This is a genomic window from Bacillus sp. FMQ74, from assembly GCF_001875785.1.
GTDB lineage: Bacteria > Bacillota > Bacilli > Bacillales > Bacillaceae > Bacillus > Bacillus stercoris.
This window is the reverse complement of sequence record NZ_MOEO01000005.1, coordinates 310,246-334,349: the sequence shown is the minus strand read 5'-3', so window position 1 is coordinate 334,349 and position 24,104 is coordinate 310,246. Positions and strand designations below refer to the sequence as shown.

Genomic DNA, 24,104 nt, shown 5'->3' with positions numbered 1-24,104 from the left:
TGGATAGAAAAAGGATCAGCCGTTTGTTTGCTGATCCTTTTTTAATTCTGAAAGGAGAGTTTGTGCCGGTTTAAACTGAGGATTAATTTTGAGCGCTTTTTTTAGAAAAGAGATTGCTGTCATCTCATGATTTAATTTTGCGTGACATGCCCCTATGTAATAAAATGCTCTAAAATCCTGGACTCCTCTTAGGATAAGGTACTCAGCATTTTGATTATGCGTTTCGGTTCCCGTTTCGAATGCTTTTATTGCTGCTCTAAACTTGTTTAATTGAAATAAAATAACTCCTTTATAATAATGCAGATTGCAGTAATCGGGATAAAGCTGCAATGCTTTTTCAATTCCCATATAGGCTTCATCAAATCGTTTAAGTTCAATCAGAATTGTATATTTTAAAAAATATAAAATAGAAGGGGGCATACGTTGTTCACTTAAGAATTTGTATATTGAACCGTTTAAGAGATGGAGCGCTTTTTCATATTCTTTTACTCTGTAGCATTCACTTGCCAAATGATAAATAAGCCATGGGTTAGTAGCTTCACAAGAAAGTTCTTCATTTAAAATCTTGATATTTCTTTTATGCTTTTGTTTGAAATGTTCTTCATGTTCTAAATATCCATAGTGATGAATGATACATGGAAGAGAAAAATAAGCAGTGCTGTCTTTTTCGGCTTCAATTGTTTCGTGGATTTTCCCTTTAAATACAAATCCCTTATGATTGCGCAATAACCTTGTCTGCATCATTTCAAAAGCTTCGTTTTCGTCTAACTTTTGTCCGGAATAGTTGATGATTTTTAATAAGCCGCGTGAAGGCAGCTCGTCATGTAATAATGATCGCAAGAGGCTGCCTGTATCTTGATCTAGTTCTTCATCAGCATCTAAAATCAAAATCCAATCCCCGGAAGCATACTTCAAGCTATCATTTCTTGCCTTTGCAAAATCATTTTCCCATTGGTGCTTATACACCTTTGCATTGAAACTTTCACAAATTGTTATCGTCTTGTCGTCTGATCCTGTATCCACTACGATGATTTCGTCTGCTATATCCTGTACACTGGCCAAACATCGTGCAATATGTCTCTCTTCATTCTTAACAATCATACATAAGGTTAGCGCAGGCTTTTCATTCATTAATCTCACCTTTTTCGTTTGTAAACTGTTGATTAAACCATGGCGGGGAGGGAAATCCACTCATTTTACTAATCACGTGATCTGAAGTTGCAGCTGTGTTCTTGTCATCTCTCCACATTTTAATTTGCCTCATTGAATGCTCTGTTAGAGGGTGCAGTTTAAACTCTTTCGGAGCCCCCTCAAAAAACTGATTTGTTTGATGAATCATGTTTTTAAACTTATCTATGTGCATTTGAAACAAAGTCTTTTCTGTGCCATCAATAATAAATAAAAGGTTCTGGCCCATGTTTGCTTGCATACTGCATAATACTGAAAATAAACGCAGTTCTTCTTGATAGTTGGTATTCTCTCGTTGGTGAACAGTGGTTTTTAAAAGATGGATCAAGGCAGCTGTCAGACAGTGCATCGCTTCTAAGGTTGTTCTTTGTGCATTTCTTATGTCCGTTTGCCACATTTGAAATACCTGCCTTACTTTTTAAAATGAAAATGTCAATCATCTTTACATTTGCAGTCTTCACATTCACAGCACCCAATTTGCCCATAAAATAAACAGTTACATGGATCAGTGGAATCGTTTGGTTCCTCAGAGGCGGGGTCCTGACATAATTGAGTTTCTTGAAGGTATATAATATCCTCTAATTTTGTTTGGAGTAAAATCTGGGACTTCATTACAGTACGTAAAAGCCGTTCTGAACTTTTATTCAACTCTAATAATTCCTGAAAAGGAGGATTTTCTGACATGGAGAGATATGTATTTATTTTTTTAGCTTCTGCCTGAAGAATATGAGAAAGTCCAATTTCCTCCATGGCGACAGAAGAAAGCAAGAGGTTCAACGCTTCACATCTTGTAAGTGAAATGTCAGGGGTAATGTTCGGGATGTTTGGAAGAGACATGATTTCTCCCTCACTTCTCTTTATATGTCATTAAAATACGCTTATGTATCATCCATATTCTTTTCGGATCATAATCATTACTTATGTTTGTATATAAAGAAAAATTGAGCCTGCGTGATAAACGTAAGATTTAGTCCCTGTCAACATAATATAAATAACATTTTTAGACTTTTACTTTGAGTATTATGAATTGGCTTTACATGAACTGTAACAGGTTCTTTTTTGGTTCTTAAAACTATCAACAGAGACCATCAAAGCTTCTGAGCAACCACAGTTAAGAGAAGAAGAACAACTAAGGTTGTTCCTCCTAAAACATTTGTTTATATGATACTAATTCTACAAAAAAAAAACCATATTTCTGATTAATCGAAATATATGTTATGGTTTACAAATGGTTTAAATTAATTGACAACAGAATCGACGAACAGTTCATGGACATTACAGGCAGCCAGAAGCTGTTTGGGACGCCGATGGAGATCGCGATAAGCATTCAGGGCAGAATCATGCGGGAGGTCGGCGTTTATGCGCGGGTTGGAATCGGCCCTAACAAAGCGCTGGCCAAAATTGCGTGTGACAATTTTGCCAAAAAGAATAAGAACGGTATTTTTACCTTAACGAAAGGATCTTTTAAAAAAGAAATGGGGCATTAACGGCCACGTGCTGTGGATGACGGCAAACGGAATCGACTATTCTCCTGTGTCAACTTCGTCTCTGGACGGGCAAAAGGCGATCGGTCATGGAATGACTCTCCCGAGAGACTACGAACACTTTGACAAAGAAATCAAGGTCGTATTGCTGGAGCTGAGTGAAGAAGTGTGCAGGCGAAGCCGAGACGCCGGGGTAATGGGGCAGACGGTGTCAGTGAGCTGCCGGGGTGCTGATTTTGATTGGCCGACGGGCTTCAATCGGCAAGTGAAGCTGGCGGAACCGACTAATTCTACGCAGGATGTATATGAGGCTGTATGCCGGCTGTTTCTTGCATTTTGGGACGGAAAACCCGTCCGTCGCCTCGGTGTCAATCTGTCTCAGCTCTCACCTGATGACATATGGCAGCTCAATTTATTTCAGGATTATGCAAAGAAAATGAGCCTAGGCTATGTGATGGACGGCATTAAAAATCGATTCGGCGATACAGCAATCATCAGGGCGGCGTCACTGACAGCGGCAGGCCAGGCATTTGAACGTGCGGCTAAAATAGGGGGGCACTATAAATGAACGACCATTTAAAAAGGGGCAACCTGCTGTGGGAAGGAAGCAGGATGTTTCTGCCGGAACATAAGCAAAGCCTGCTGGAGAGAAAGCGGCATAAACAGAAGCTGCAAAAGCCGATCCTTGATTCCGATAAGCTGGAAGAGATGAATCAAACGCTTTGCACCGCGATGGAGTTTGCTCAGGATATTACTGTCAGCTGCACCGGGAAAATCTGCCGGTATGAAGAGTTTGAAAAAGCAGTATGGATAAAAGGAGACGATGATCAGCTTTATAAGCTGAAACTCGATCAAGTGATTGATATTGTGCTGTAAAGTCTCTCCTCCTCCCTTGGGGGAGAAATGTGTAAAATGATCAAACATTGTTCCCTCGGCAGTCTGGAAACGTATGATACAGGAAAGAAGGCATTTACAATTCCAGTCAGGCAAAATATAATTTTTATATTGTGAGAAAAAGAGCTGACATTCGTTTTGCCAGACGGAGGGAGATCAAATCGTAATGGATATTCGAACAATCACGTCTTCAGATTATGAAATGGTAACGTCTGTACTGAATGAATGGTGGGGCGGCAGACAGCTGAAAGAAAAATTGCCGAGACTATTTTTTGAGCATTTTCAGGACACAAGCTTTATTACATCCGAACATAACAGCATGACGGGATTTTTAATCGGATTTCAATCGCAAACGGATCCTGAAACGGCGTACATTCATTTTTCAGGTGTGCATCCAGATTTCAGAAAAATGCAAATTGGAAAACAATTGTACGATGTATTTATCGAAATAGTAAAACAAAGAGGCTGCACCCGGGTGAAGTGCGTGACTTCACCAGTGAATAAGGTATCAATCGCATATCACACAAAATTGGGGTTTGATATTGAAAAGGGCACCAAGACGGTAAATGGCATCTCAGTGTTTGCAAACTATGATGGCCCGGGCCAAGACAGGGTACTGTTTGTCAAAAACATATGAGGGGGAAATATGATGGATTTTTTATCAAAAACACCTGAGCCTCCTTACTATGCCGTCATTTTTTCTTCTGTCAAAAGCGAAAATGACACAGGATATGGAGAAGCAGCAGAGCGGATGGAATCGCTTGCGGCGGATCAGCCTGGATTTTTAGGCGTGGAAAGCATTCGTGAAGCGGATGGAAGGGGCATCACAGTTTCCTATTGGGACAGTATGGACGCAATTAACCTTTGGAAGCATCACACTGAGCATCAAGCGGCAAAAGAAAAAGGAAAAAGTGTTTGGTACGAGTCGTATGCAGTCCGCGTCGCAAAAGTCGAAAGACAGCGGCTGTTTCAGGAGAACACGAATGATTGAATTTCTTCAGCACAAGGAAGACACTATAGCGCGTGAGATTATAGCCGTACAGATCCCCGCCTACATAAAGGAAACAGAGATTATCGGTTTTGACGGCATTCCCGCTTTACAAGAGAAGGTGAAGGATATTCAAGCATCTCATGAACAGTTTACGGGATATCGGAAAAACGGCAAGCTGATCGGTGTCATTTCATATGAGAAAAACATGCATCATCTCACCATTTGCAGGCTTGTTGTGCATCCTGACGGTTTTAGAAAAGGAATTGGACGAGCACTTCTGCAATTTGTCATTGATCAGAACGAAGACGCTGAGAAAATCGAAGTAGTCACAGCCGAGAAAAATATCCCGGCCGTGTCGCTCTATACACAGGCCGGATTCCAAAAAGCAGAAACCGTCAAAGCAGCGCAGGGTCTATTGCTGTCGGTCTTTTATTTGTATCCGAAAAGAAAAGTTGAGGTCGTTCCCTACAACAAAAAATGGACGGAAGGTTTCGATGAAGAAAAAGAACGGCTGAAGCGGGTGTTCGGGCCGGAGATGATCGCCGTTCATCATATCGGAAGCACATCGATACCGAACATGGCAGCGAAGCCAATCATTGATATGTTAATTGAAGTCAGAAGCATTGAGGCCGTGAGCCAATTTGATGAACAAATGAAGGCTATCGGCTATATACCAAAAGGTGAGAACGGCATAGCGGGCAGGCGTTATTTCCAAAAGGGCGGAAATAAACGAACCCATCATGTCCATCTGTACGAACAGGGAAACCCTGCTATTGAAAGGCATCTGTTATTCAGAGATTATCTCAGAGCTCATCCGAACATAGCGAAAGAATATGCCGTTCTCAAAAAACGGCTGGCGGCCCAGCATCCCGATAGCATCAAACAATACATGCAAGGGAAAGATGAATGGATCAAGACTGCAGAAGAAAATGCGAAGCGGTGGAAAAAAGGCAGAAACCATGCGAATGGCAGTGTTGTATGCTACAATAGCGAAAATGATGAAAACGGGGGTTTCACCTTATGAACATACATGTGACAGATGCAGCGAAACAGGCACTGCAGCAGGCGTTCGACGCCAACCCGGGAAAAAAAGCCCAGCTTCGTTACGATGCAGAAGGATGCGGCTGCGCGGTAAGCGGTGTACCGACAATCTGGCTGACAGAAGAATTAACGGGACAGTGCGAGCAGCTGGAAACGAACGGTATTCCGCTGTATATCCAATCGTCGCAAAAAGTGTTTTTTGACGATCAAATGACGATCGATTACAATGAAAAAGCCAAAACATTGGCGCTGAAAAGCCCGGCTGAAATGCTCAGCCCCAGAATGAGCATATTAGTAAAGTAGGAGACGCGAAACGTGGAACAAAAGCTGAAAGCAATGAAGAACACAGCACAAAATAAAACGTGGGTATCCTTCCTGAATCAAAACCATCCCTATACCTTGCTTCACTGGTCAATTGGAGGAGCAGAGTCCATCAAGAAAGATGTCTGGCTATTGCAGGATGAAATGACCTTCGAGACGCAGGAGTTTACAACGATAGATCTTGCGATTGAATGGATTAGAGAAAATATGGATGGCATTACCGACGTTTTGTGAAATGGAAAAGCGAAAGATCCCGAAGAGGCCTTTCGCTTTTTTATTATGGACAGAAAACCCCGGGCTAGGTCTAAGGTTCCGAGTAGCTTCCAGCGTGGTGCTAGCGATGTTTGTTTAGCCAACCAAAATATCTGCCGTAGGAGTTGTGAAAGAAAAGTTGTCGAGATTATCGAAGTAACAGCGTGCAAAGCCACATCCATATGTTCATGGGCACTCTGCCAAAAGAAGAAAAATCATTGGAGTGTCGTAAAAAACTAAGAGGGTTTTGACGTTATAGAGGAAGGAGTGAGAGTTCTAGCTCACTCTTTTTTTGTTTAATTGTCAACAACTTCATAGTAGGAAACACTAGGTGTCACGAGCTGTTATGGTTATTCGTTGACATTATGACAACACTTCTATATCATTATACCGTCTTAGTCTTTAGGCTGATAGATTGATAAGTTTTTCGTGTGAAAGGAGAACAGGATTGTGGAGGAACAAAAGAAAAATCAGCTAGGAGCGCTGCTGAAAGAGCATTTACGAAAAAGGTCTTTATCATTAAGGGAATTGAGCGAACGCACACAAATTGATAAAGCGACCATTTCGAGAATCATCAATGGCAAAAGAAAAGCAAACCTGAACCATTTACAAAGGTTTTCAGACAGTCTTGGCGTTTCTTTTGATGAGCTGATAACGGCTGCAGGTTATACAATGGAGAAGAAGCAGGACAACGACCGTCCAGATATTCACTCATCAATTGACGAAATTGAAGACGTTTTGCAAACCTCAAATGTCTATGACCGGTCTTTTACGATGGAAGAGCTGAAAAGCAAATTGACTGAGTACCAGCAATATTCTCAGACAGAGGAAGGGAAGCGTACGATTCAGGACGAGTTTGAACATAAAGTCGAGAAAGTCAGCGGCATCGGTCCTTTCCTGACCCGTTTGCAAGACATGTATTTCAGATTTACTACGGGTCGCGGGACGCCGCGTGAAATGCTGCTGATAGGCGGTGCTTTGCTGTATTTCATTGCTCCTGTTGATGTTATACCGGATTATATTTTTCCGATTGGCTATATCGATGACGCCGCAGCGATTCAACTCGTCTTCAACCAATTGTCACCTAAATCATAATGGAGCATGTTAAAGATGAAACAAAAACAAACCAACATTGACATCAGTCTTCTGCTCATTTTATTTAGTCTGTTTTGTATCAGTTTACTGGCTGTTTACAGCGGATCGGGGCAGTATGAAACACAGGACCCTTTTTATTTTGCCAAACGGCAGGTCATTTGGTATCTTGTCGGGTTTGGCATAATGGCAGGAACAGCTTATATCGATTACGAGCTGCTCGAACGATTGGCGCTCAGGTTATTTGTAGGAGCTGTTTTTTTCCTCATTCTCGTTCATTTTTTTGGAACGTATAAAAATGGTTCACAAAGGTGGATAAGCTTCGGGATGTTAGAAATCCAGCCTACAGAATTTATGAAGATTATTTTGATTCTTCTGTTGGCTTCAGTGCTCAATCAATATCAGCATAAAAGGTTCTCCTTCACAGAGAGTATCATTCCGACGTGTAAAATCATGGTGTACACAATGATTCCGTTTTTCTTCATATTGATTCAGCCTGATTTAGGCTCTGCATTGGTGATTTTGTCGATTGCATTCACGTTAATGCTGGTCTCGGGGATTTCGGGCAGAATGATCATGTCCCTGTCACTTGGATTCATAGCATTAATCGCCTTTTTGACGTTTTTGCACAATTATTACTTTGAGATGTTTTCAAAGATCATTAAACCTCATCAGCTTGATAGGATATATGGCTGGCTCAGCCCTCATGAACATGCATCTACATATGGATACCAGCTGACGCAGTCGTTATTGGCGATAGGATCGGGTCAGCTGACAGGAAGCGGCTTTACCCATGGAGTCCAAGTTCAAGGAGGGAAAATTCCGGAGGCTCATACCGATTTTATATTCGCCGTGATTGGTGAAGAGTTCGGTTTTTTGGGTGCCGTAACATTAATCTGTCTGTATTTTCTGATGATCTACAGAATTATTAGGATTGCAATGCGATCCAACAGTCTGTTCGGTGTTTATATATCTGCGGGGGTTGCAGGTTTAATTATATTCCAAGTGTTTCAAAATATTGGGATGACAATCGGATTAATGCCGGTGACAGGGCTCGCTCTTCCGTTTATCAGCTATGGCGGCAGTGCGCTGTTGACCAATATGATTGCTTTAGGTCTCGTTTTCAGTGTGAATATCAGATCTAAGCATTATATGTTCGGCAGGGGGTGGGATTGAAGATGCTTAAGGTGATTCTTTCCCATCTAAAAAAGCTTGATTATGTTTTGATCGCATCGGTTCTGTTTTTATCTTCGCTTGGTTTGCTGATGGTTTACAGCGCCGGCTACCCCCTCGGATATATAAAGTACGGTAATGGCAGCTATTTTTTTGTGAAGCAGCTGCAATGGCTGCTCATCGGTTTGACCTTTTTTTCGGCTGCCGTCTTTTTCCCTTACAAAGCTTACGGCAAACTCATCCGGTTTTTAGTGAAGCTTTCTTTTTTGATGCTGATTTTCGTTTTGTTGCCGGGGATTGGGGTGGAGAAAAACAATTCTCAAAGGTGGATTCATTTCGGTTCGCTCATCATTCAGCCGTCTGAGGCCGTGAAGCTTGTGATGGTTATTTATTTTGCTTACGTGTATGCAAAAAAGCAGAGATACATTGCCAATTTCGGAAAGGGCGTCATGCCCCCGCTGCTCATTTTGGTGGCCGTGTTCTTGCTAATCTTAAAACAGCCGGACTTGGGCACCGCCGTTTCGATCCTATTAAGCTGCGGAGCTGTTCTGCTGTGCGCCGGCATCAGAAAACGGCATTTATTGCTTCTCGGGACAATGGCCGGGGCCGGCATCGCATATTTTGCTATGACGGCGCCGTACCGGTTAAGAAGGCTGACATCGTTCAGGGATCCTTTTCAGGATGAAAACGGAGACGGCTACCAGTTAATCAATTCCTACCTTGCCATCGATTCGGGCGGGTTCTGGGGAAATGGATTGGGGAACAGCGTTCAAAAGCTGGGATTTCTTCCTGAAGCCCATACGGACTTTATTATGGCGGTCATTACCGAGGAACTCGGCGGGGCCGGGCTCTTGATGATCATCGGGGCTTACCTGTTAATGATGTTCAGAGGCGTGCGGATCGCTGTGCAAATCAATGATCCGTTTGGAAAGCTGCTAGCGATCGGCCTTACCTTCCAGATCATGATTCAAGCGTTATTTAACCTTGGCGCTGTTTTAGGCCTTCTCCCCATTACCGGAATTCCTCTTCCATTTGTCAGTTATGGCGGTTCTTCGTTAATGTTCATGCTGATTTCAGCCGGGATACTGGTCAACATCTCATCACACGTTAAGCGAAGTAAAAAAAGTGAGGCCTATCTTTTATAGAAAGGCCTCATTTTTTGTTAAAAAAACTAGGTAGGGCCTAAGATTTGGGCATTTTTATTTTGTCTAAAAACTTCTGCACCGTTTTCCGGTACATGTCCCGGTTTTTGGTATATGACATGGCATGTTCACCGTTCTCGGCGATATACAGCGCTTTCGGTCCGGTTTTCTTTTCATAAAGCCGCTCGGTTGAAGAAACAGGAATGTAATCATCATTCTGACTGTGAATAAAGAGGACCGGCTTTTCGATTTGATCAATGACAGCAAGCGGAGATACTTCGCGTGCGCGATAGCCGCCCCTCAGCTTCAAAAAGAAGTCGGCGATGGGGAGCAGGGGCCAAGAAGGGAGCCTGTATTCCGTTTTCAGCAGATAGGCAAGCTGTTCATCAAAACATGCGAACGGACAATCGGCAATATAAAAATCAGCGCCCTCATCACAGTGTGTGCCAGCGTAAAGCAGAGCGGTCACAGCTCCCATCGATTCACCGTGAATTCCGATCAATCCGCGATGATTTGTTTTGTTTTTGAGCCAGCTGACAACCTCATTGAGATCATCTTTTTCATAAAACCCGTAGCTGGTCGTCTTTCCGCCGCTTTGGCCATGCCGGCGGTGATCATAAATAAGTACATTCCAGCCGAGATCAAGAAATAAATGCATATACTTAAGAGAATTCAGCACATTCATCGTTACTCCGTGGCAGATGATGATGGTGTTCGGTGTGTCATGCGGTGCGACATGGTATCCCTTTATGTTATACCCGTAAGCGGATGGAATCACAAAAGCGGTTTTCTCCATTTGTTCAAATGAGTCGAACACATCATGTCCGTCGTCTTTCTCTCTTTTGATAATGTCTTCGTCCGTTTTTTTCTTGATGAATAGAATCATGTTCGAAAAAACAATTCCGATTGCGATGACAGCAGTTAAGAGAGCGCCAATGGCCAAAAGGATTTTCTTCAAAAGTCACAGCACCTTTCAACGAAATATATAGGTAATTCGTGTGTAAGATCATTATACCTAAACACTGCTGCGCTGAGAAAGTTAACAGAAGAGAGTCTGCTTGTTCAGTTTATATGCTCCGTGATAAACTGGCTTTAAAACAAAACATGGGGGAAGTCTGCATGAAAAAACAAAAATCCGCTGACAAACACCAGCTAAAAGACGGCCTTCAATCCGATATCAAAGCAAAGCTTATGGAGATGAAGAGCCAATTGAAAGAAGAGGATGAAAAGAGGCAGGAAAGAGAAAAAGCAGAACAGATCAGAAAGAAAAAAGAGATCGAAAAAAATAAAAGCTTTGAACAACTCCTAAATGAAAGCCAAATGGATTGGCATCGTTATAAATAAATCGGCCACCTATACAGAGGCTGGTTTCAGGCGTATCGACAAACACTTGTGTCTGTACCTTGTCAAGCCTGTGAGTCGGCCGCTCCAATGCATGTCTTTTCTAAACTGCATGGTTTTCAATCGCGGTCAACAGATAACAAAATGAAATCAGCACCCTTAAGGGTGCTGATTTTTCTATTAAGAGCGGTGGGCTTCATAAACGTCTTGTTTCGTATGAGATTGAAGCGCTTTGATTTCCTCTTCTGTTAAACGCCGCGCGTTTGCTGCCTGAATGTTTTCCCGTAACTGCTCAACCTTACTGGCGCCTGTAATCACTGAAGCAACAGCTGGCTGTGCTAACAGATACTGCAGCGACTTTTCTGTCATCGAAAGGTCGGGAGCCACTTCCTCCATTGCCTTGCGGGCATTTGTCAGTTCCTCAAATGAATAGGACAAGTACCCGTTTTGTTTCATGCTGTCTGCCGCTTGATCAAGCGGTTTTTCAGTTAAGAGCCCTTTGGCAACAGGGCCTCTGGCGACTACGCTGATTTGATGCTCCTCTAAAAGCGGGAGCCATTCCTCAGGGCGTCTGTCAAACAAGCTGAATTGCATCATAATGCTGACGATGTTTGATTTCTTTACATATTCTTTTATCACATTCGGGCGGATGGAAGAAATGCCGTAGTAGCGGATGACACCTTCTTGTTTTAATTCCTCAAACGCCTCGATCGTTTCATCAATGTTATCCTCTATCGTGCCGCCGTGAAGCTGATAAAGGTCGATATAATCAGTTTTCAGCCGTGTAAGGCTCTTTTTTACCGCTTCTTTTATGTAAGCTTTTGAAGGGTCCCAATACCAGCCCTCGCTCCCGCTATCCCAACGGTTACCCGCTTTTGTTGCCAGAATAATATCCTGTCGTCTGTTTTGGATCGCATCACCGACGATTTCTTCGTTGCGTCCTCGGTCATACAAATCCGCTGTGTCCAAATAGTTGATGCCGAGCTCGATCGCTTCATCCAAAATGGACAATGCTTTGTTTTTTTCAGTTCCAAGAGACATACAGCCGAGTCCGACTTCGCTTATTTCTAAATCAGATGTACCCAGTTTGCGCTTTCTCATGTGCACACTCCTTTTTTTAGGCTTTGTATTGACCGTAATATAAAGGAGCTAAAGTTTCAACTTTTACGGCTTTGAGACCCATTCTTTTACATATTGAAATGTGCGTCCATACTCTTTTAACTTTGCCCGAATTTCCCATGCTTTTCCGATTAAGACAATACCTTTTGGCATGCGGTACACTTTCACGAAAAGGCCTCCTTTTCTCTAGTATGATAAAATGTATGGGGCATCATATAGAGACAGAACGGGAGATGAAGAAATGAAATCATTAGAAGAAAAAACAATTGCCAAAGAACAGATCTTTTCAGGTAAAGTTATTGATCTATATGTCGAGGATGTAGAGCTGCCAAACGGCAAAACGAGTAAACGTGAAATTGTGAAACACCCTGGAGCAGTAGCGGTATTAGCCGTCACAGATGAAGGGAAAATTATCTTGGTCAAACAATTCCGTAAGCCGCTTGAGCGGACAATCGTTGAAATTCCAGCCGGAAAGCTTGAAAAAGGTGAGGAGCCGGAGTATACGGCACTTCGGGAACTTGAGGAGGAAACCGGCTATACAGCAAAAAAACTGACAAAAATAACTGCGTTTTATACCTCCCCCGGCTTTGCTGATGAAATTGTTCACGTATTTCTTGCTGAGGAGCTTTCTGTACTCGAAGAAAAACGGGAGCTTGATGAGGACGAGTTTGTGGAAGTGATGGAGGTGACGCTTGAAGATGCGCTAAAGCTGGTTGAATCGCGTGAAGTATATGATGCTAAAACTGCCTATGCAATTCAATATCTTCAACTGAAAGAAGCGCTCCAAGCACAAAAATGAAAAAGATTTACGCGGATTTGCACATTCATATCGGCCGGACCTTTACAGGAAGGGCTGTCAAAATAACAGGCGCCAAAACATTAACGCTGGACCGAATTTTGGTTGAAGCGAGCGAACATAAAGGAATTGAACTCCTCGGTATTATCGACTGTCATTCTCCGGAAGTCATTCTAGAGCTTGAGGAAGGCATTTCATCTGGAAAATATCGCGAGCTTGACGGGGGAGGAATCCGTTATCGCAGTACGACTCTTTTATTGGGGAGCGAGCTGGAGATTTATGATGAAGACTGCAGCGGGCCGATCCATGTGCTTGTATTTATGCCGACGCTGGCTAATATGAAGCAGTTTTCAAATTGGATGTCAGCCCGGCTGAAAAATATTCATTTAAGCTCACAGCGGATATATGAAACGGGCTTAAATCTGCAACAAAAAATCAAGGAAATGGGCGGTCTGTTTATCCCCGCCCATATCTTTACACCGCATAAAAGCTTATATGGAAAAGGGGTTAGATCAAGCTTAACTGAGGTTTTTGATCCGTCAATGATAGATGCGGTGGAGCTTGGATTAAGCTGTGATACAGACATGGCTTCACACGTATCTGAATTGAATCCGTATCCTTTTTTAACAAATTCTGATGCGCATTCGTTGGGGAAAATCGGCAGAGAATATAATGAACTATATGTGCAATCAGCTGATTTTACTGAGTTTGCTCTTGCATTAAAAGGGCAAGACGACAGGAAAATTATCGCAAATTACGGCTTGGACCCGTTATTGGGGAAATACTATCAGACGGCTTGTGAGGCGTGCGGAGAACCTGCTGTGAGCGGGGAAAAATCGTGCGCGAATTGCGGAAATGCCAGATTTACCAAGGGAGTCAGCGAAAGATTGCATGAATTAAGTGATCAGCCTGAAGTTCGCGTCCCGCGTCCGCAATATGTACATCAGATCCCCCTGCAATTTGTTCCGGGTGTAGGCCCGAAAACGCTGGACAAGCTAAAAAAAGCCTTCGGAACAGAAATGGCTGTTCTTCATGAGGCTGCAGAAGAAGATTTAGCTCGCGTTGTCCCGCCAAAAACCGCGGCACTTATTGTAAAAGCGAGATCCGGAAAACTGGAATTGAAAGCCGGAGGAGGAGGAACCTACGGTAAAATTAAACCGTGAGTTAAAGATTAACTCAGTTCCTCCTGTACTTTTCTTTTTGTCCGTATAAAGGTAATCAGCTGGATAATTTCATCTTCACTCAGCGGCTTGCCATCAACAGAAATGGTAAAGTCAAGGCTGCTCCACGTGGCCAATTCAATGGTCTGAGGAGCAGTCTGCTTTTGTTTCTCGCGGCCTAAAAGTTCATCGCAGGTTGTGTCAAAGAGGTCAGCCAGCATGGCAAGTGCCTCAAGAGAAGGCCGTCGGTAGCCTGACTCGTAGCCGGCATATGTGCTTTTTGCGATGCCCAGAAGGTCAGCTGTATATTGAAGCGACCAATTTTTCTTTTTTCTCAATTCAGTTAAACGATCTAGATTCATGAACTTCCGCTCCTTTTTCACCTTGAGCTGATTATATCATATAGGTATTAGGAAGTGTACGCGAATTGAATAATAATGTCTTGCGTATTTTATTTTCCGTGTCTATAATTGCATTAAAAGTATGCGAAAAGCGAATACCTTCTCGCAACCCATCTTTAGATACAGTGAAGAGGTGCATGGTATGAAAAAATTATTGATGTTGACAACTGGGGGAACGATTGCCTCAGTTGAAGGGGAAAATGGGCTGGCTCCCGGGGTCAAGGCTGATGAATTACTAAGTTATGTATCAAAACTTGATAACGATTACACGATGGAAACTCAGTCGCTTATGAATATAGACAGCACCAATATGCAGCCTGAATACTGGGTGGAAATAGCCGAAGCCGTTAAGGAAAATTATGATGCCTATGACGGGTTTGTTATTACTCACGGTACAGATACAATGGCCTATACATCTGCCGCACTATCATATATGCTGCAGCATGCCAAAAAGCCAATCGTCATCACCGGATCCCAGATTCCGATTACGTTCCAAAAAACCGATGCCAAAAAAAATATTACAGATGCCATTCGCTTTGCCTGTGAAGGCGTGGGCGGCGTTTATGTTGTGTTTGACGGCAGAGTCATTCAAGGAACGCGTGCGATCAAATTAAGAACGAAAAGCTACGACGCATTTGAAAGCATCAATTACCCATATATCGCTTTTATCAATGAAGACGGGATCGAATACAACAAACAAGTAACGGAACCTGAGAACGACACCTTTGCAGTTGACACTTCACTATGCACAGATGTATGTCTGCTGAAGCTGCATCCAGGATTAAAGCCCGAAATGTTTGATGCTCTGAAAAGCATGTACAAAGGAATTGTCATTGAGAGTTATGGCAGCGGAGGGGTGCCGTTTGAAGGCAGAGACATTTTGTCAAAAGTGAATGAGCTGATTGAAAGCGGCATTGTCGTCGTCATTACGACTCAATGTCTGGAAGAAGGCGAAGACATGAGCATTTACGAGGTAGGCCGCAGAGTCAACCAAGACTTAATTATCCGATCAAGAAATATGAACACAGAAGCAATTGTGCCAAAATTGATGTGGGCACTAGGTCAGTCTTCGGATCTTTCTGTCGTCAAGAGAATTATGGAAACGCCGATAGCTGATGACGTTGTCCTGTAAAATGTAAAAACGATAACCAGCAAAGAGAAAGAAGGTTAAAGATTATGTTAAACGGCCAAAAAGAATATCGCGTGGAAAAAGACTTCCTTGGGGAAAAACAAATTGAGGCAGATGTTTATTACGGAATTCAGACGCTCCGTGCTTCTGAAAATTTCCCGATTACAGGATACAAAATCCATGAAGAAATGATTAACGCACTGGCGATTGTAAAAAAAGCCGCGGCTCTTGCCAACATGGACGTGAAACGGCTGTATGAAGGAATTGGCCAAGCTATCGTACAAGCCGCTGATGAGATTCTGGAAGGCAAGTGGCACGATCAGTTTATCGTGGATCCGATTCAGGGCGGTGCCGGAACTTCTATGAATATGAATGCGAATGAGGTTATCGGAAACCGGGCCCTTGAAATCATGGGACATAAAAAGGGAGACTATATCCATTTAAGCCCAAACACACATGTGAACATGTCGCAGTCTACGAACGATGTGTTCCCGACTGCTATTCATATTTCCACATTGAAGCTTTTGGAAAAACTGCTGAATACAATGGAAGATATGCATAGTGTGTTTAAGCAAAAAGCACAGGAATTTGATTCTGTTATTAAAATGGGCCGGACACACCTTCAAGATGCGGTTCCGATTCGTCTTGGTCAGGAATTCGAAGCGTACAGCCGTGTTCTGGAGCGTGACATCAAACGAATCAAACAATCACGCCAGCACCTGTATGAAGTCAACATGGGCGCAACTGCTGTTGGTACAGGGCTGAACGCTGATCCTGAATATATTAAACAGGTAGTAAAGCACCTTGCTGATATCAGCGGTCTTCCTCTTGTCGGCGCTGATCATCTTGTTGATGCGACCCAAAATACAGATGCGTATACAGAGGTGTCAGCTTCATTAAAGGTCTGCATGATGAACATGTCGAAGATCGCAAACGACCTGCGCTTAATGGCGTCAGGACCGCGCGCCGGCCTTGCGGAAATTTCTCTGCCTGCGCGTCAGCCGGGGTCATCCATTATGCCGGGAAAAGTCAATCCGGTAATGGCAGAGCTGATCAACCAAATTGCGTTCCAGGTTATTGGAAACGACAATACAATCTGCCTTGCTTCAGAAGCAGGACAGCTTGAATTAAACGTCATGGAACCCGTGCTTGTCTTTAATTTGCTTCAATCTATCAGCATCATGAACAACGGCTTCCGCTCGTTCACTGATAATTGCTTAAAAGGCATCGAAGCCAACGAAAAGCGCTTGAAGCAATACGTAGAAAAAAGTGCGGGAGTAATCACTGCAGTCAATCCGCATCTTGGGTATGAAGCGGCAGCTAGAATTGCCCGGGAAGCAATTATGACAGGGCAATCTGTCCGCGATCTTTGCCTGCAGCATGATGTGCTGACAGAAGAAGAATTGGATATCATTTTAAACCCATATGAAATGACAAAACCAGGTATCGCTGGGAAAGAACTATTAGAAAAATAAAATTTGAACAAAAAACAGCTTATTCATCTCGGGATATTCCGATGAATAAGCTGTTTACAACATAGGGATGAGGAAGTATAGTATACGTGTTGCACTATTTATTGAAAGCGTTTTAGCTTTTTACATGAAGGGGGACTTCTTTTGAAGGATGTAAGACTGCCAACACTATTTGAAATTATTATTGTACTAGGATCATTTTTAGCACTTGTCATGTCGTTTACCGTCTTTTTAGACTTGCCGATACAGCTCGCGCTTTTCATTTCCTGGTTTATAGCAATGATTCTCGGAATCAGACTCGGTTATTCTTATAAAGATATGCAAAATGCGATCCTGCATGGCATATCAAATGGACTTGAAGCCGTTCTGATTCTTGTTTCAGTAGGAGCGCTTATTGGAACATGGATCGCTGGTGGGATTGTGCCCACACTGATTTACTATGGTTTAGAATTTATTCACCCTAGCATCTTTTTACTTGCCACGTTGATTATTTGTTCAATTATGTCTGTAGCAACAGGTACGTCATGGGGAACAGTCGGAACTGCCGGCATTGCCATGATCGCAATTGGAGAGGGGTTAGGCATTCCGCTTCCTCTTGTAGCCGGTGCTATCCTTTCAGGCGCTTATTTCGGGGACAAGCTGTCTCCTCTGTCTGACAGCACGGTTCTTGCTTCTTCTCTATCTAAAGTAGATGTGTTAGATCACGTCAGAGCAATGCTCTTTTTATCTGTGCCAGCATATGTGATTACAGCAATTCTCTTTACGATTACTGGTTTTATGTACGGCGGGAAAAATATTGACCTTGATAAAGTTGACTTCTTGAAATCATCTTTGCAAAATACGTTTGACATTCATATTTGGATGCTGATCCCGGCTGTTGTCGTTATTGTTTTACTGGCGATGAAAAAACCATCTATGCCGGTTATCGTGATTGGTGCGTTACTTGGTGCAATCTGGGCTGTTGCTTTCCAAGGCATGAATCCTGCGGACGCTATCGCTACCGCATACAACGGATTCTCTATTAAAACAGATGTTGAATTTTTGAACGGCCTGTTAAACCGTGGCGGAATTGTCGGAATGCTCAGTTCCCTTGTCGTGATTATCTTTGGCCTTGGTTTTGGCGGACTGCTAGAAAAGCTCGGCGTCTTAAAAGTGATCGTTTCTATGTTTGAAAAGAAGCTAACATCACCGGGCAACGTGACTTTATCTACGCTGATCGTAGCCTTTTTAGCAAACATCTTCGGCTGTGCCATGTATGTATCTCTTATTTTGACACCGAAGATCATGGAAAACAGCTATGATCGTTTGAACCTCGATAGAAGGGTGTTATCCCGTAACTCAGAGGTCGGTGGTACGTTAACTTCAGGTATGGTTCCTTGGTCTGATAACGGGATTTACATGGCGGGAATACTAGGAGTTTCTACCTTCTCATATCTGCCGTTTATGTGGCTCAGTTTTGTAGCAATAGGTCTTGCCATTATCTATGGTTATACAGGAAAATTTATATGGTATACGAAAAACAATACAGTTAAAGCTGAAAAACTAGGCTAATAGGGGAGGATCACTGAATGATAGCGAAACACATGATTCGGACACTAATGATCGAAACGCCTTCGGTTCCCGGAAATCTTGGAAGGGTGGCTACGGCAATCGGCCTTCTGGGCGGGGATATTGGTGAAGTGGAGACTGTAAAAGTCGGACCCAATTACACAATGCGGAATATTACCGTTCAAGTGGAGAATGAAGAACAGCTTCAGGAAGTGATCGCGGCTGTCCAGGCCCTCGGAGAAGGGATCAGACTTCACACCGTATCTGATGAAGTTCTGTCCGCACATGAAGGCGGAAAAATCCAAATGAAAAGCAAAATGCCGATCCGTTCACTGGCAGAGCTGGGGCGTGTCTATACACCAGGTGTTGCAGATGTGTGCCGATTGATCGAAAAAGAACCTGAAAAGGCTTCTATATATACAACGATCAGCAATTCTGTCGCGATTGTAACCGATGGAACCGCTATTTTAGGTCTTGGAAATATCGGTTCTGTCGCAGGCATGCCTGTCATGGAAGGAAAGGCTGCTTTATTTGATCAGCTGGCGGGTATTAGCGGCATTCCGATATTGCTTGATACGAGTGATCCGGAAGAAATCATCAAAACGGTAAAACATATTTCTCCTGGTTTTAGCGGCATCCTTCTTGAGGATATCGGTTCGCCGCATTGCTTTGAAATCGAAGACCGTCTAAAAGAGGAGCTGAACATCCCTGTTATGCACGATGACCAGCATGGTACAGCTGTAGTGACGCTGGCTGCTGCCATCTCAGCATGCAGGAGTGCGGGGGTTGACCTCAAGGAAGCGAAAGTGGGGCAAATCGGCCTGGGCGCCGCAGGCGTCGCCATCTGCCGGATGTTCATGGCGTATGGCGTGAAAGCTGTGTACGGAACAGACAAATCAGAGGCGGCAATGAACCGTCTTGAACAATACGGCGGACAGGCAGTTTCCAGTATTGAGGAGCTCATGGAAACATGTGATATTGTCATTGCTACAACGGGAGTTCCGGGGTTAATCAAACCGGCATTTGTACGTTCCGGCCAGGTGATCTTGGCATTATCAAATCCGAAGCCTGAAATTGAGCCGGAGGCCGCACTGCAGGCTGGAGCTGCATATGCAGCTGACGGGCGTTCTGTTAATAATGTACTCGGTTTTCCGGGAATTTTTAGAGGAGCGCTTAACGCAAAGAGCAAGGAAATTAATCATGATATGCTTGTCGCAGCAGCAGAGGCCATCGCAGCCTGCACAAAACAAGGCGATGTGGTTCCTCAGCCGCTTGATTCAAAAGTCCATCAAGAGGTAGCAGCAGCTGTCGAGCATGCAGCTCTTACAGCAGTAAAATAAAAGTAGCTAAACAGCACCTCAGCAGGGTGCTGTTTTTTCTTATCAATGTTCAATTTTGTTATCATTACTGTGAAAATAAATAAGGGAGTGATCACATGGCAAAAAGCCAGGCAAAAAAGAAGCGGGAGCATCGACTGAGAAACGGCGGACGTGACGTCTTATTATCAAGAGGCAGTACACCATCTTTCAGCACACATGAAACAATGACAAAAAGCAAAAAAAGAGATTTTGAATAAACGAAAACATAAGAATCCTTATGATCATACGGCAGTCGATGATAAGGATTTTTTTGCGTCCAAAAAAACCGCCTAGCATTCTTCTCTATCGTTTCTTTTTGAAAAGGGGCATCTTTTTGTGTTTCTTTCATACAATCTATTAAATCAAATCAATAGAGCGGGCGGGAGGAAACGGTATGCGAAAAATCTCTTATAAGGACATGTTTCTCAGGCACGTCAAAGATCATCTCTCTCTTTATATATTTGTTTCAGTGCTGTTTTTCATGGGTGTCATCTTTGGCGCGATTATTGTCAACAGTATGACGATCAGCCAGAAAGAAGATTTATACTACTATTTAAGCCAATTTTTCGGGCAGCTTTCGGATGGAAAACAGGCAAGTTCAGCTGATATGTTTGGACAAAGTATCTTTCATAATGCAAAGTATTTAGGCCTGATGTGGATCCTGGGGATATCTGTCATTGGGATGCCGATTATTTTCATCATGATCTTTCTGAAAGGGATCGTGGTCGGCTTTACTGTCGGGTTCCTTGTCAATCAGATGGGAGTGAGCGGGTTTTTCCTATCATTTGTTTCCGTTTTGCCGCAAAATGTGCTGCTGATTCCGGCTTATCTCATTATGGGCACGTGTGCGATTGCGTTTTCTTTAAAGTTAATCAGGCAGCTGTTCGTGAAACGAAGCCTTCATGACGCGCCGATTCAATGGTTCGGGCAGTATGCCTTTGTGCTGCTGGTTATTCTGCTTTTAGCACTGATTTCGTCTCTCTTTGAAGCATACTTATCTCCTGTATTAATGGAAAAGCTTACATCGAAACTTTTTTAAAATGATTATTAAAAGAAAATCGTTTTATTTATCAGTTTATAATAATTATAGTTGGAACTCTGCGAGTATTTTGTTATAATGAGTCATGGAATGCGGCGTAGGAGGGAAAGACATGGAAAACCGTATTGATCGAATTAAGAAACAACTGCACTCATCCAGCTATAAACTTACGCCTCAGCGTGAAGCGACAGTAAGAGTGCTGCTTGAAAACGAAGAAGACCATTTAAGCGCAGAAGATGTATACCTCCTCGTAAAAGAGAAATCTCCTGAGATCGGTCTCGCTACAGTATACCGTACGCTTGAATTATTAACTGAATTAAAAGTCGTTGATAAAATTAACTTTGGAGACGGCGTATCCCGTTACGACCTTCGGAAAGAGGGCGCAGCCCACTTTCATCACCACTTGGTGTGCATGGAGTGCGGAGCCGTTGATGAAATTGAAGAAGATTTGCTTGAAGACGTGGAAGAAATCATTGAACGTGATTGGAAATTTAAGATTAAAGATCATAGATTAACGTTTCACGGCATTTGCCACCGCTGTAACGGAAAAGAAACTGAATAGACGGTGCCGAGCGCGAACCTTTTCTCATGGGGGAAGGGTTTTTTGCTGTTTCTATGTATAAAACCTTTCTGATTTGGCATATGGTTTATATAACTGGAACCATAGGGAAAGGATCGATTAGGACATGGGAAGATTCCTGAAAACAGCTGTCGATGCATTGAAAGTTTTCATCCTGTTTACCGGTTTTACCGCTTTGTTCTATTATGCTATGATATGGGTGAATCAAGAGTATGAAAACTATCATCGGTACGATAAACCGGAAGGCTCCGCTGTAAAAGTTGTTGAAATGGATCAGGATGAAAAAGGCGGATGGTTCGACCGGTTGATCTTTTTTTACCAAAACGGGGAGTAGATCAAGAGTGAAAGATCAAATAAAGGATTTCATCCACTACGTCATGGTAGAGAGAGGGCTCTCTCAAAATACGATCGTATCCTATGAACGTGACTTGAAAAGCTATTCTCACTACTTAACAGAAACCCTTCATGTTACAGATTGGAATCACGTGACCCGCATACATATTATCCAATACTTAAAGCATTTGAAGGACTCGGGGAAATCCGGGAAGACATCGGCGCGGCATCTGGCATCCATTCGCTCTTTTCATCAATTTCTGCTCAGGGAAAAAGTGACGGACAAGGACCCTTCCGTTCATATCGAAACACAAAAGACGGAACGGGCGCTTCCGAAGGTGCTCGCACTCAATGAGGTCGAGCGATTATTGGACACGCCTAAGCTGACGAGCCCTTTCGGCTATCGGGATAAAGCAATGCTGGAACTGCTTTATGCGACAGGCATAAGAGTCAGTGAAATGATTGAGTTGAAAACGGCAGATGTTCATTTATCTATGGGGTTTGTCCGATGCTTCGGCAAAGGAAGAAAAGAACGGATTGTGCCAATTGGTGAAGCAGCCGCTTCCGCCATTGAGGAATATATGACAAAAGCCAGGGGAAAACTGTTAAAGAACAATGTGTCTGACGCCCTCTTTTTAAATCATCACGGCAAACAGATCAGCCGCCAGGGATTTTGGAAGAACCTGAAGAAAATCGCGTTGGAAGCCGGGATTAAGAAAGAGCTGACTCCGCATACGCTCAGGCATTCCTTTGCGACGCATCTGCTTGAGAATGGGGCAGATTTAAGAGCGGTTCAGGAAATGCTCGGTCATGCGGATATATCCACGACGCAAATTTACACACATGTGACGAAAACAAGGCTGAAGGATGTGTACAAGCAGTTTCATCCGCGAGCATAGTCGCAGATGGCTGCGGCTTTTTTGTTTAGAGCGACAGAAAATATTGAAGTTTCTCATTATTTCCAAATGCATTGTCAACGGGAATGAAAACGGTTTATACTTGAGTTGTCAGACCTCTTAGCGATACAATAGACGTATAGAAAAAAAGGAGGCTTTCAAGATGCCTGCATACAAATATAATCGTGTGTTTTTAATTGTGATGGACTCAGTCGGAATTGGCGAAGCGCCGGATGCCGCTGACTTTAATGACGAAGGCGCTCATACGCTCGGGCATATTGCCGAGCATATGAACGGATTACATATGCCGAATATGGCAAAGCTCGGCCTTGGTCTTATCGAAAATATCAAAGGTGTAGAAAAAACAGAACATCCGCTTGCGTATTATGGAAAAATGCAAGAAGCGTCAAACGGCAAAGATACGATGACCGGCCATTGGGAGATTATGGGCTTATACATTGATAAACCGTTTAAAGTGTTCCCGGAAGGCTTTCCTGATGAATTGCTTCAAGAGCTGGAAAAGAGATCTGGACGTAAAATAATCGGAAACAAGCCGGCTTCAGGCACGGCGATTTTGGATGAGCTTGGCCAGGAGCACATGGAAACAGGAGCTTTAATTGTTTACACGTCTGCTGACTCTGTTCTGCAAATTGCCGCTCACGAAGAGGTTGTGCCGCTTGAAGAGCTGTACCGCATTTGTGAAACTGCGAGAGAACTGACGCTTGATCCGAAGTATATGGTTGGCCGCATTATTGCACGGCCGTTTGTCGGAGAGCCGGGTCAATTCAAACGGACGCCAAACCGCCATGACTATGCGCTTAAGCCGTTTGACCGCACTGTCATGAATGAATTGAAGGACAGCGGCTTAGATGTGATTTCAATCGGTAAAATCTCTGATATTTACGACGGAGAAGGCATTACTTCTTCACGGAGAACGGTTTCTAATATGGACGGAATGGACAAGGTGATCGATACGCTGGGAGAAGACTTTACGGGTCTCAGCTTTGCGAACCTTGTTGATTTTGACGCCTTATTCGGACACCGCCGTGACCCTGAAGGCTACGGACGCGCGCTTGAAGAATTTGATGCGCGGCTTCCGGAAGTGTTTGAAAAAATGAAAGAAGACGATCTGTTAATTATTACAGCAGACCACGGCAATGATCCGATTCATCATGGGACTGACCATACACGCGAGTATGTGCCGATTCTCGCTTACAGCAAAAAACATAAAAAAGCGCAAATGCTGCCGCTCGCAGATACATTTGCCGATATCGGCGCAACGATCGCTGATAATTTCCAAACGAATAAACCGAAATACGGGAAAAGCTTTTTATCTTTATTACAATAGGGGGAC

General features: G+C 43.3%; 28 protein-coding genes and 2 pseudogenes. 23 read left to right on the top strand and 7 right to left on the bottom strand.

The window, feature by feature from the left end; all coding sequences use genetic code 11:
* Positions 1-15 precede the first annotated feature (15 nt).
* The 3 genes from BLL41_RS12705 to BLL41_RS12695 are packed head-to-tail and all read right to left on the bottom strand — an operon-like array spanning position 16 to position 2,025.
* Positions 16-1,131, bottom strand: coding sequence for a glycosyltransferase family 2 protein (locus BLL41_RS12705; protein WP_071578098.1), 1,116 nt, complete (start codon positions 1,129-1,131; stop codon positions 16-18).
* Positions 1,124-1,585, bottom strand: a complete 462-nt coding sequence (locus BLL41_RS12700) for a hypothetical protein (RefSeq protein ID WP_071578097.1) — start codon at positions 1,583-1,585, stop codon at positions 1,124-1,126. The genes BLL41_RS12705 and BLL41_RS12700 overlap by 8 nt, the downstream gene beginning before the upstream one ends.
* 35 nt (positions 1,586-1,620) lie before the next feature.
* Positions 1,621-2,025 carry an alpha-helical endospore appendage domain-containing protein gene (locus BLL41_RS12695; protein ID WP_071578096.1) on the bottom strand — a complete coding sequence of 135 codons (405 nt, stop codon included), beginning with the start codon at positions 2,023-2,025 and terminating at the stop codon, positions 1,621-1,623.
* A 416-nt stretch (positions 2,026-2,441) separates the two neighbouring features.
* Here BLL41_RS12695 and BLL41_RS12690 point away from each other — a divergent pair.
* The 10 genes and pseudogenes from BLL41_RS12690 to ftsW all read left to right on the top strand — a co-directional run.
* A pseudogene (locus BLL41_RS12690) lies at positions 2,442-3,240 on the top strand (DinB/UmuC family translesion DNA polymerase); the annotation flags it as partial.
* Positions 3,237-3,548 carry a YolD-like family protein gene (locus BLL41_RS12685; RefSeq protein WP_071578095.1) on the top strand — a complete coding sequence of 104 codons (312 nt, stop codon included), beginning with the start codon at positions 3,237-3,239 and terminating at the stop codon, positions 3,546-3,548. The pseudogene BLL41_RS12690 and the gene BLL41_RS12685, both read left to right, overlap by 4 nt.
* A gap of 184 nt (positions 3,549-3,732) precedes the next feature.
* On the top strand, positions 3,733-4,203 hold the full coding sequence (locus BLL41_RS12680) for a GNAT family N-acetyltransferase (protein WP_071578094.1): 471 nt from the start codon (positions 3,733-3,735) through the stop codon (positions 4,201-4,203).
* 9 nt (positions 4,204-4,212) lie between these two features.
* Positions 4,213-4,557, top strand: a complete 345-nt coding sequence (locus tag BLL41_RS12675) for an antibiotic biosynthesis monooxygenase family protein (RefSeq protein WP_071578093.1) — start codon at positions 4,213-4,215, stop codon at positions 4,555-4,557.
* Positions 4,550-5,581 (top strand): GNAT family N-acetyltransferase, encoded by a 1,032-nt coding sequence (locus tag BLL41_RS12670; protein ID WP_071578092.1) that lies wholly within the window; start codon positions 4,550-4,552, stop codon positions 5,579-5,581. The genes BLL41_RS12675 and BLL41_RS12670 overlap by 8 nt, the downstream gene beginning before the upstream one ends.
* Positions 5,578-5,901: an iron-sulfur cluster biosynthesis family protein gene (locus BLL41_RS12665; protein WP_014664499.1), complete on the top strand. Its 324-nt coding sequence runs from the start codon at positions 5,578-5,580 to the stop codon at positions 5,899-5,901. The genes BLL41_RS12670 and BLL41_RS12665 overlap by 4 nt, the downstream gene beginning before the upstream one ends.
* A gap of 12 nt (positions 5,902-5,913) precedes the next feature.
* Positions 5,914-6,153: a YqkC family protein gene (locus tag BLL41_RS12660; protein WP_003230411.1), complete on the top strand. Its 240-nt coding sequence runs from the start codon at positions 5,914-5,916 to the stop codon at positions 6,151-6,153.
* A gap of 468 nt (positions 6,154-6,621) precedes the next feature.
* Positions 6,622-7,266, top strand: a complete 645-nt coding sequence (locus BLL41_RS12655; protein WP_071578091.1) for a helix-turn-helix domain-containing protein — start codon at positions 6,622-6,624, stop codon at positions 7,264-7,266.
* Positions 7,267-7,281: 15 nt separating this feature from the next.
* Positions 7,282-8,439, top strand: a complete 1,158-nt coding sequence (gene rodA / locus BLL41_RS12650; RefSeq protein WP_071578090.1) for a rod shape-determining protein RodA — start codon at positions 7,282-7,284, stop codon at positions 8,437-8,439.
* Positions 8,436-9,581, top strand: coding sequence for a putative lipid II flippase FtsW (ftsW, locus tag BLL41_RS12645; RefSeq protein WP_071578089.1), 1,146 nt, complete (start codon positions 8,436-8,438; stop codon positions 9,579-9,581). Before rodA ends, ftsW begins: the two co-directional genes overlap by 4 nt.
* A gap of 37 nt (positions 9,582-9,618) precedes the next feature.
* Here the strand turns inward: ftsW and BLL41_RS12640 are convergent, their stop codons facing one another.
* Entirely contained in the window at positions 9,619-10,536 is a 918-nt protein-coding gene (locus tag BLL41_RS12640) for an alpha/beta hydrolase (protein ID WP_071578088.1), read from the bottom strand.
* A gap of 161 nt (positions 10,537-10,697) precedes the next feature.
* Between BLL41_RS12640 and BLL41_RS12635 the strand changes: the two genes are divergently transcribed.
* Complete coding sequence (locus tag BLL41_RS12635) at positions 10,698-10,922, top strand: YqkE family protein (protein ID WP_014664496.1); 225 nt, start codon at positions 10,698-10,700, stop codon at positions 10,920-10,922.
* A gap of 177 nt (positions 10,923-11,099) precedes the next feature.
* Here the strand turns inward: BLL41_RS12635 and BLL41_RS12630 are convergent, their stop codons facing one another.
* Both BLL41_RS12630 and mciZ read right to left on the bottom strand, forming a co-directional pair.
* Entirely contained in the window at positions 11,100-12,020 is a 921-nt protein-coding gene (locus BLL41_RS12630; RefSeq protein WP_071578087.1) for an aldo/keto reductase, read from the bottom strand.
* Positions 12,021-12,083: 63 nt separating this feature from the next.
* Positions 12,084-12,206 (bottom strand): Z-ring formation inhibitor MciZ, encoded by a 123-nt coding sequence (gene mciZ / locus BLL41_RS12625; RefSeq protein WP_071578086.1) that lies wholly within the window; start codon positions 12,204-12,206, stop codon positions 12,084-12,086.
* Positions 12,207-12,279: 73 nt separating this feature from the next.
* Here mciZ and nudF point away from each other — a divergent pair, with 73 nt between their 5' ends.
* The gene (nudF, locus tag BLL41_RS12620; protein WP_071578085.1) at positions 12,280-12,837 is read left to right on the top strand and encodes an ADP-ribose pyrophosphatase; all 558 of its coding nucleotides are present in this window, start codon (positions 12,280-12,282) and stop codon (positions 12,835-12,837) included.
* A complete protein-coding gene (locus BLL41_RS12615) occupies positions 12,834-13,997 on the top strand; it encodes a TIGR00375 family protein (RefSeq protein ID WP_071578084.1) in 1,164 nt (387 codons plus the stop codon). Before nudF ends, BLL41_RS12615 begins: the two co-directional genes overlap by 4 nt.
* A gap of 8 nt (positions 13,998-14,005) precedes the next feature.
* On the opposite strand, the gene ansR is transcribed toward BLL41_RS12615, so the two are convergent.
* Entirely contained in the window at positions 14,006-14,356 is a 351-nt protein-coding gene (gene ansR / locus BLL41_RS12610) for an HTH-type transcriptional regulator AnsR (RefSeq protein WP_014664491.1), read from the bottom strand.
* Between the two features lie 181 nt (positions 14,357-14,537).
* Between ansR and ansA the strand changes: the two genes are divergently transcribed.
* The 10 genes and pseudogenes from ansA (at position 14,538) to deoB (ending at position 24,098) form a co-directional block, all read left to right on the top strand.
* A complete protein-coding gene (gene ansA, locus BLL41_RS12605) occupies positions 14,538-15,527 on the top strand; it encodes an asparaginase (protein ID WP_071578083.1) in 990 nt (329 codons plus the stop codon).
* 44 nt (positions 15,528-15,571) lie between these two features.
* On the top strand, positions 15,572-16,999 hold the full coding sequence (gene aspA, locus BLL41_RS12600) for an aspartate ammonia-lyase (RefSeq protein WP_071578082.1): 1,428 nt from the start codon (positions 15,572-15,574) through the stop codon (positions 16,997-16,999).
* A gap of 141 nt (positions 17,000-17,140) precedes the next feature.
* Positions 17,141-18,547: a malate-H+/Na+-lactate antiporter MleN gene (mleN, locus tag BLL41_RS12595; RefSeq protein WP_071578081.1), complete on the top strand. Its 1,407-nt coding sequence runs from the start codon at positions 17,141-17,143 to the stop codon at positions 18,545-18,547.
* A 17-nt stretch (positions 18,548-18,564) separates the two neighbouring features.
* Positions 18,565-19,884, top strand: coding sequence for an NAD-dependent malic enzyme (locus tag BLL41_RS12590; protein WP_071578080.1), 1,320 nt, complete (start codon positions 18,565-18,567; stop codon positions 19,882-19,884).
* 95 nt (positions 19,885-19,979) lie between these two features.
* Positions 19,980-20,196: pseudogene (locus tag BLL41_RS12585) on the top strand (hypothetical protein).
* A 100-nt stretch (positions 20,197-20,296) separates the two neighbouring features.
* Entirely contained in the window at positions 20,297-20,941 is a 645-nt protein-coding gene (gene spoIIM / locus BLL41_RS12580) for a stage II sporulation protein M (RefSeq protein ID WP_071578079.1), read from the top strand.
* Positions 20,942-21,053: 112 nt separating this feature from the next.
* Positions 21,054-21,503 (top strand): ferric iron uptake transcriptional regulator, encoded by a 450-nt coding sequence (fur, locus tag BLL41_RS12575; RefSeq protein ID WP_003223972.1) that lies wholly within the window; start codon positions 21,054-21,056, stop codon positions 21,501-21,503.
* A gap of 124 nt (positions 21,504-21,627) precedes the next feature.
* Positions 21,628-21,855 (top strand): YqzK family protein, encoded by a 228-nt coding sequence (locus BLL41_RS12570; RefSeq protein ID WP_003230440.1) that lies wholly within the window; start codon positions 21,628-21,630, stop codon positions 21,853-21,855.
* 7 nt (positions 21,856-21,862) lie between these two features.
* Positions 21,863-22,753 carry a site-specific tyrosine recombinase XerD gene (xerD, locus tag BLL41_RS12565; protein ID WP_071578078.1) on the top strand — a complete coding sequence of 297 codons (891 nt, stop codon included), beginning with the start codon at positions 21,863-21,865 and terminating at the stop codon, positions 22,751-22,753.
* A gap of 160 nt (positions 22,754-22,913) precedes the next feature.
* Positions 22,914-24,098, top strand: coding sequence for a phosphopentomutase (gene deoB / locus BLL41_RS12560; RefSeq protein ID WP_071578077.1), 1,185 nt, complete (start codon positions 22,914-22,916; stop codon positions 24,096-24,098).
* Positions 24,099-24,104 lie beyond the last annotated feature (6 nt).

What these genes read in the sequence shown, in the direction of transcription:
- BLL41_RS12705 (WP_071578098.1), bottom strand. Translation starts at nt 1,131, where the DNA reads ATGAATGAAAAGCCTGCGCTAACCTTATGTATGATTGTTAAGAATGAA.
- BLL41_RS12700 (WP_071578097.1), bottom strand. Translation starts at nt 1,585, where the DNA reads ATGTGGCAAACGGACATAAGAAATGCACAAAGAACAACCTTAGAAGCG.
- BLL41_RS12695 (WP_071578096.1), bottom strand. Translation starts at nt 2,025, where the DNA reads ATGTCTCTTCCAAACATCCCGAACATTACCCCTGACATTTCACTTACA.
- BLL41_RS12685 (WP_071578095.1), top strand. Translation starts at nt 3,237, where the DNA reads ATGAACGACCATTTAAAAAGGGGCAACCTGCTGTGGGAAGGAAGCAGG.
- BLL41_RS12680 (WP_071578094.1), top strand. Translation starts at nt 3,733, where the DNA reads ATGGATATTCGAACAATCACGTCTTCAGATTATGAAATGGTAACGTCT.
- BLL41_RS12675 (WP_071578093.1), top strand. Translation starts at nt 4,213, where the DNA reads ATGATGGATTTTTTATCAAAAACACCTGAGCCTCCTTACTATGCCGTC.
- BLL41_RS12670 (WP_071578092.1), top strand. Translation starts at nt 4,550, where the DNA reads ATGATTGAATTTCTTCAGCACAAGGAAGACACTATAGCGCGTGAGATT.
- BLL41_RS12665 (WP_014664499.1), top strand. Translation starts at nt 5,578, where the DNA reads ATGAACATACATGTGACAGATGCAGCGAAACAGGCACTGCAGCAGGCG.
- rodA (WP_071578090.1), top strand. Translation starts at nt 7,282, where the DNA reads ATGAAACAAAAACAAACCAACATTGACATCAGTCTTCTGCTCATTTTA.
- BLL41_RS12635 (WP_014664496.1), top strand. Translation starts at nt 10,698, where the DNA reads ATGAAAAAACAAAAATCCGCTGACAAACACCAGCTAAAAGACGGCCTT.
- BLL41_RS12630 (WP_071578087.1), bottom strand. Translation starts at nt 12,020, where the DNA reads ATGAGAAAGCGCAAACTGGGTACATCTGATTTAGAAATAAGCGAAGTC.
- nudF (WP_071578085.1), top strand. Translation starts at nt 12,280, where the DNA reads ATGAAATCATTAGAAGAAAAAACAATTGCCAAAGAACAGATCTTTTCA.
- BLL41_RS12615 (WP_071578084.1), top strand. Translation starts at nt 12,834, where the DNA reads ATGAAAAAGATTTACGCGGATTTGCACATTCATATCGGCCGGACCTTT.
- ansR (WP_014664491.1), bottom strand. Translation starts at nt 14,356, where the DNA reads ATGAATCTAGATCGTTTAACTGAATTGAGAAAAAAGAAAAATTGGTCG.
- ansA (WP_071578083.1), top strand. Translation starts at nt 14,538, where the DNA reads ATGAAAAAATTATTGATGTTGACAACTGGGGGAACGATTGCCTCAGTT.
- aspA (WP_071578082.1), top strand. Translation starts at nt 15,572, where the DNA reads ATGTTAAACGGCCAAAAAGAATATCGCGTGGAAAAAGACTTCCTTGGG.
- BLL41_RS12590 (WP_071578080.1), top strand. Translation starts at nt 18,565, where the DNA reads ATGATAGCGAAACACATGATTCGGACACTAATGATCGAAACGCCTTCG.
- spoIIM (WP_071578079.1), top strand. Translation starts at nt 20,297, where the DNA reads ATGCGAAAAATCTCTTATAAGGACATGTTTCTCAGGCACGTCAAAGAT.
- fur (WP_003223972.1), top strand. Translation starts at nt 21,054, where the DNA reads ATGGAAAACCGTATTGATCGAATTAAGAAACAACTGCACTCATCCAGC.
- BLL41_RS12570 (WP_003230440.1), top strand. Translation starts at nt 21,628, where the DNA reads ATGGGAAGATTCCTGAAAACAGCTGTCGATGCATTGAAAGTTTTCATC.
- deoB (WP_071578077.1), top strand. Translation starts at nt 22,914, where the DNA reads ATGCCTGCATACAAATATAATCGTGTGTTTTTAATTGTGATGGACTCA.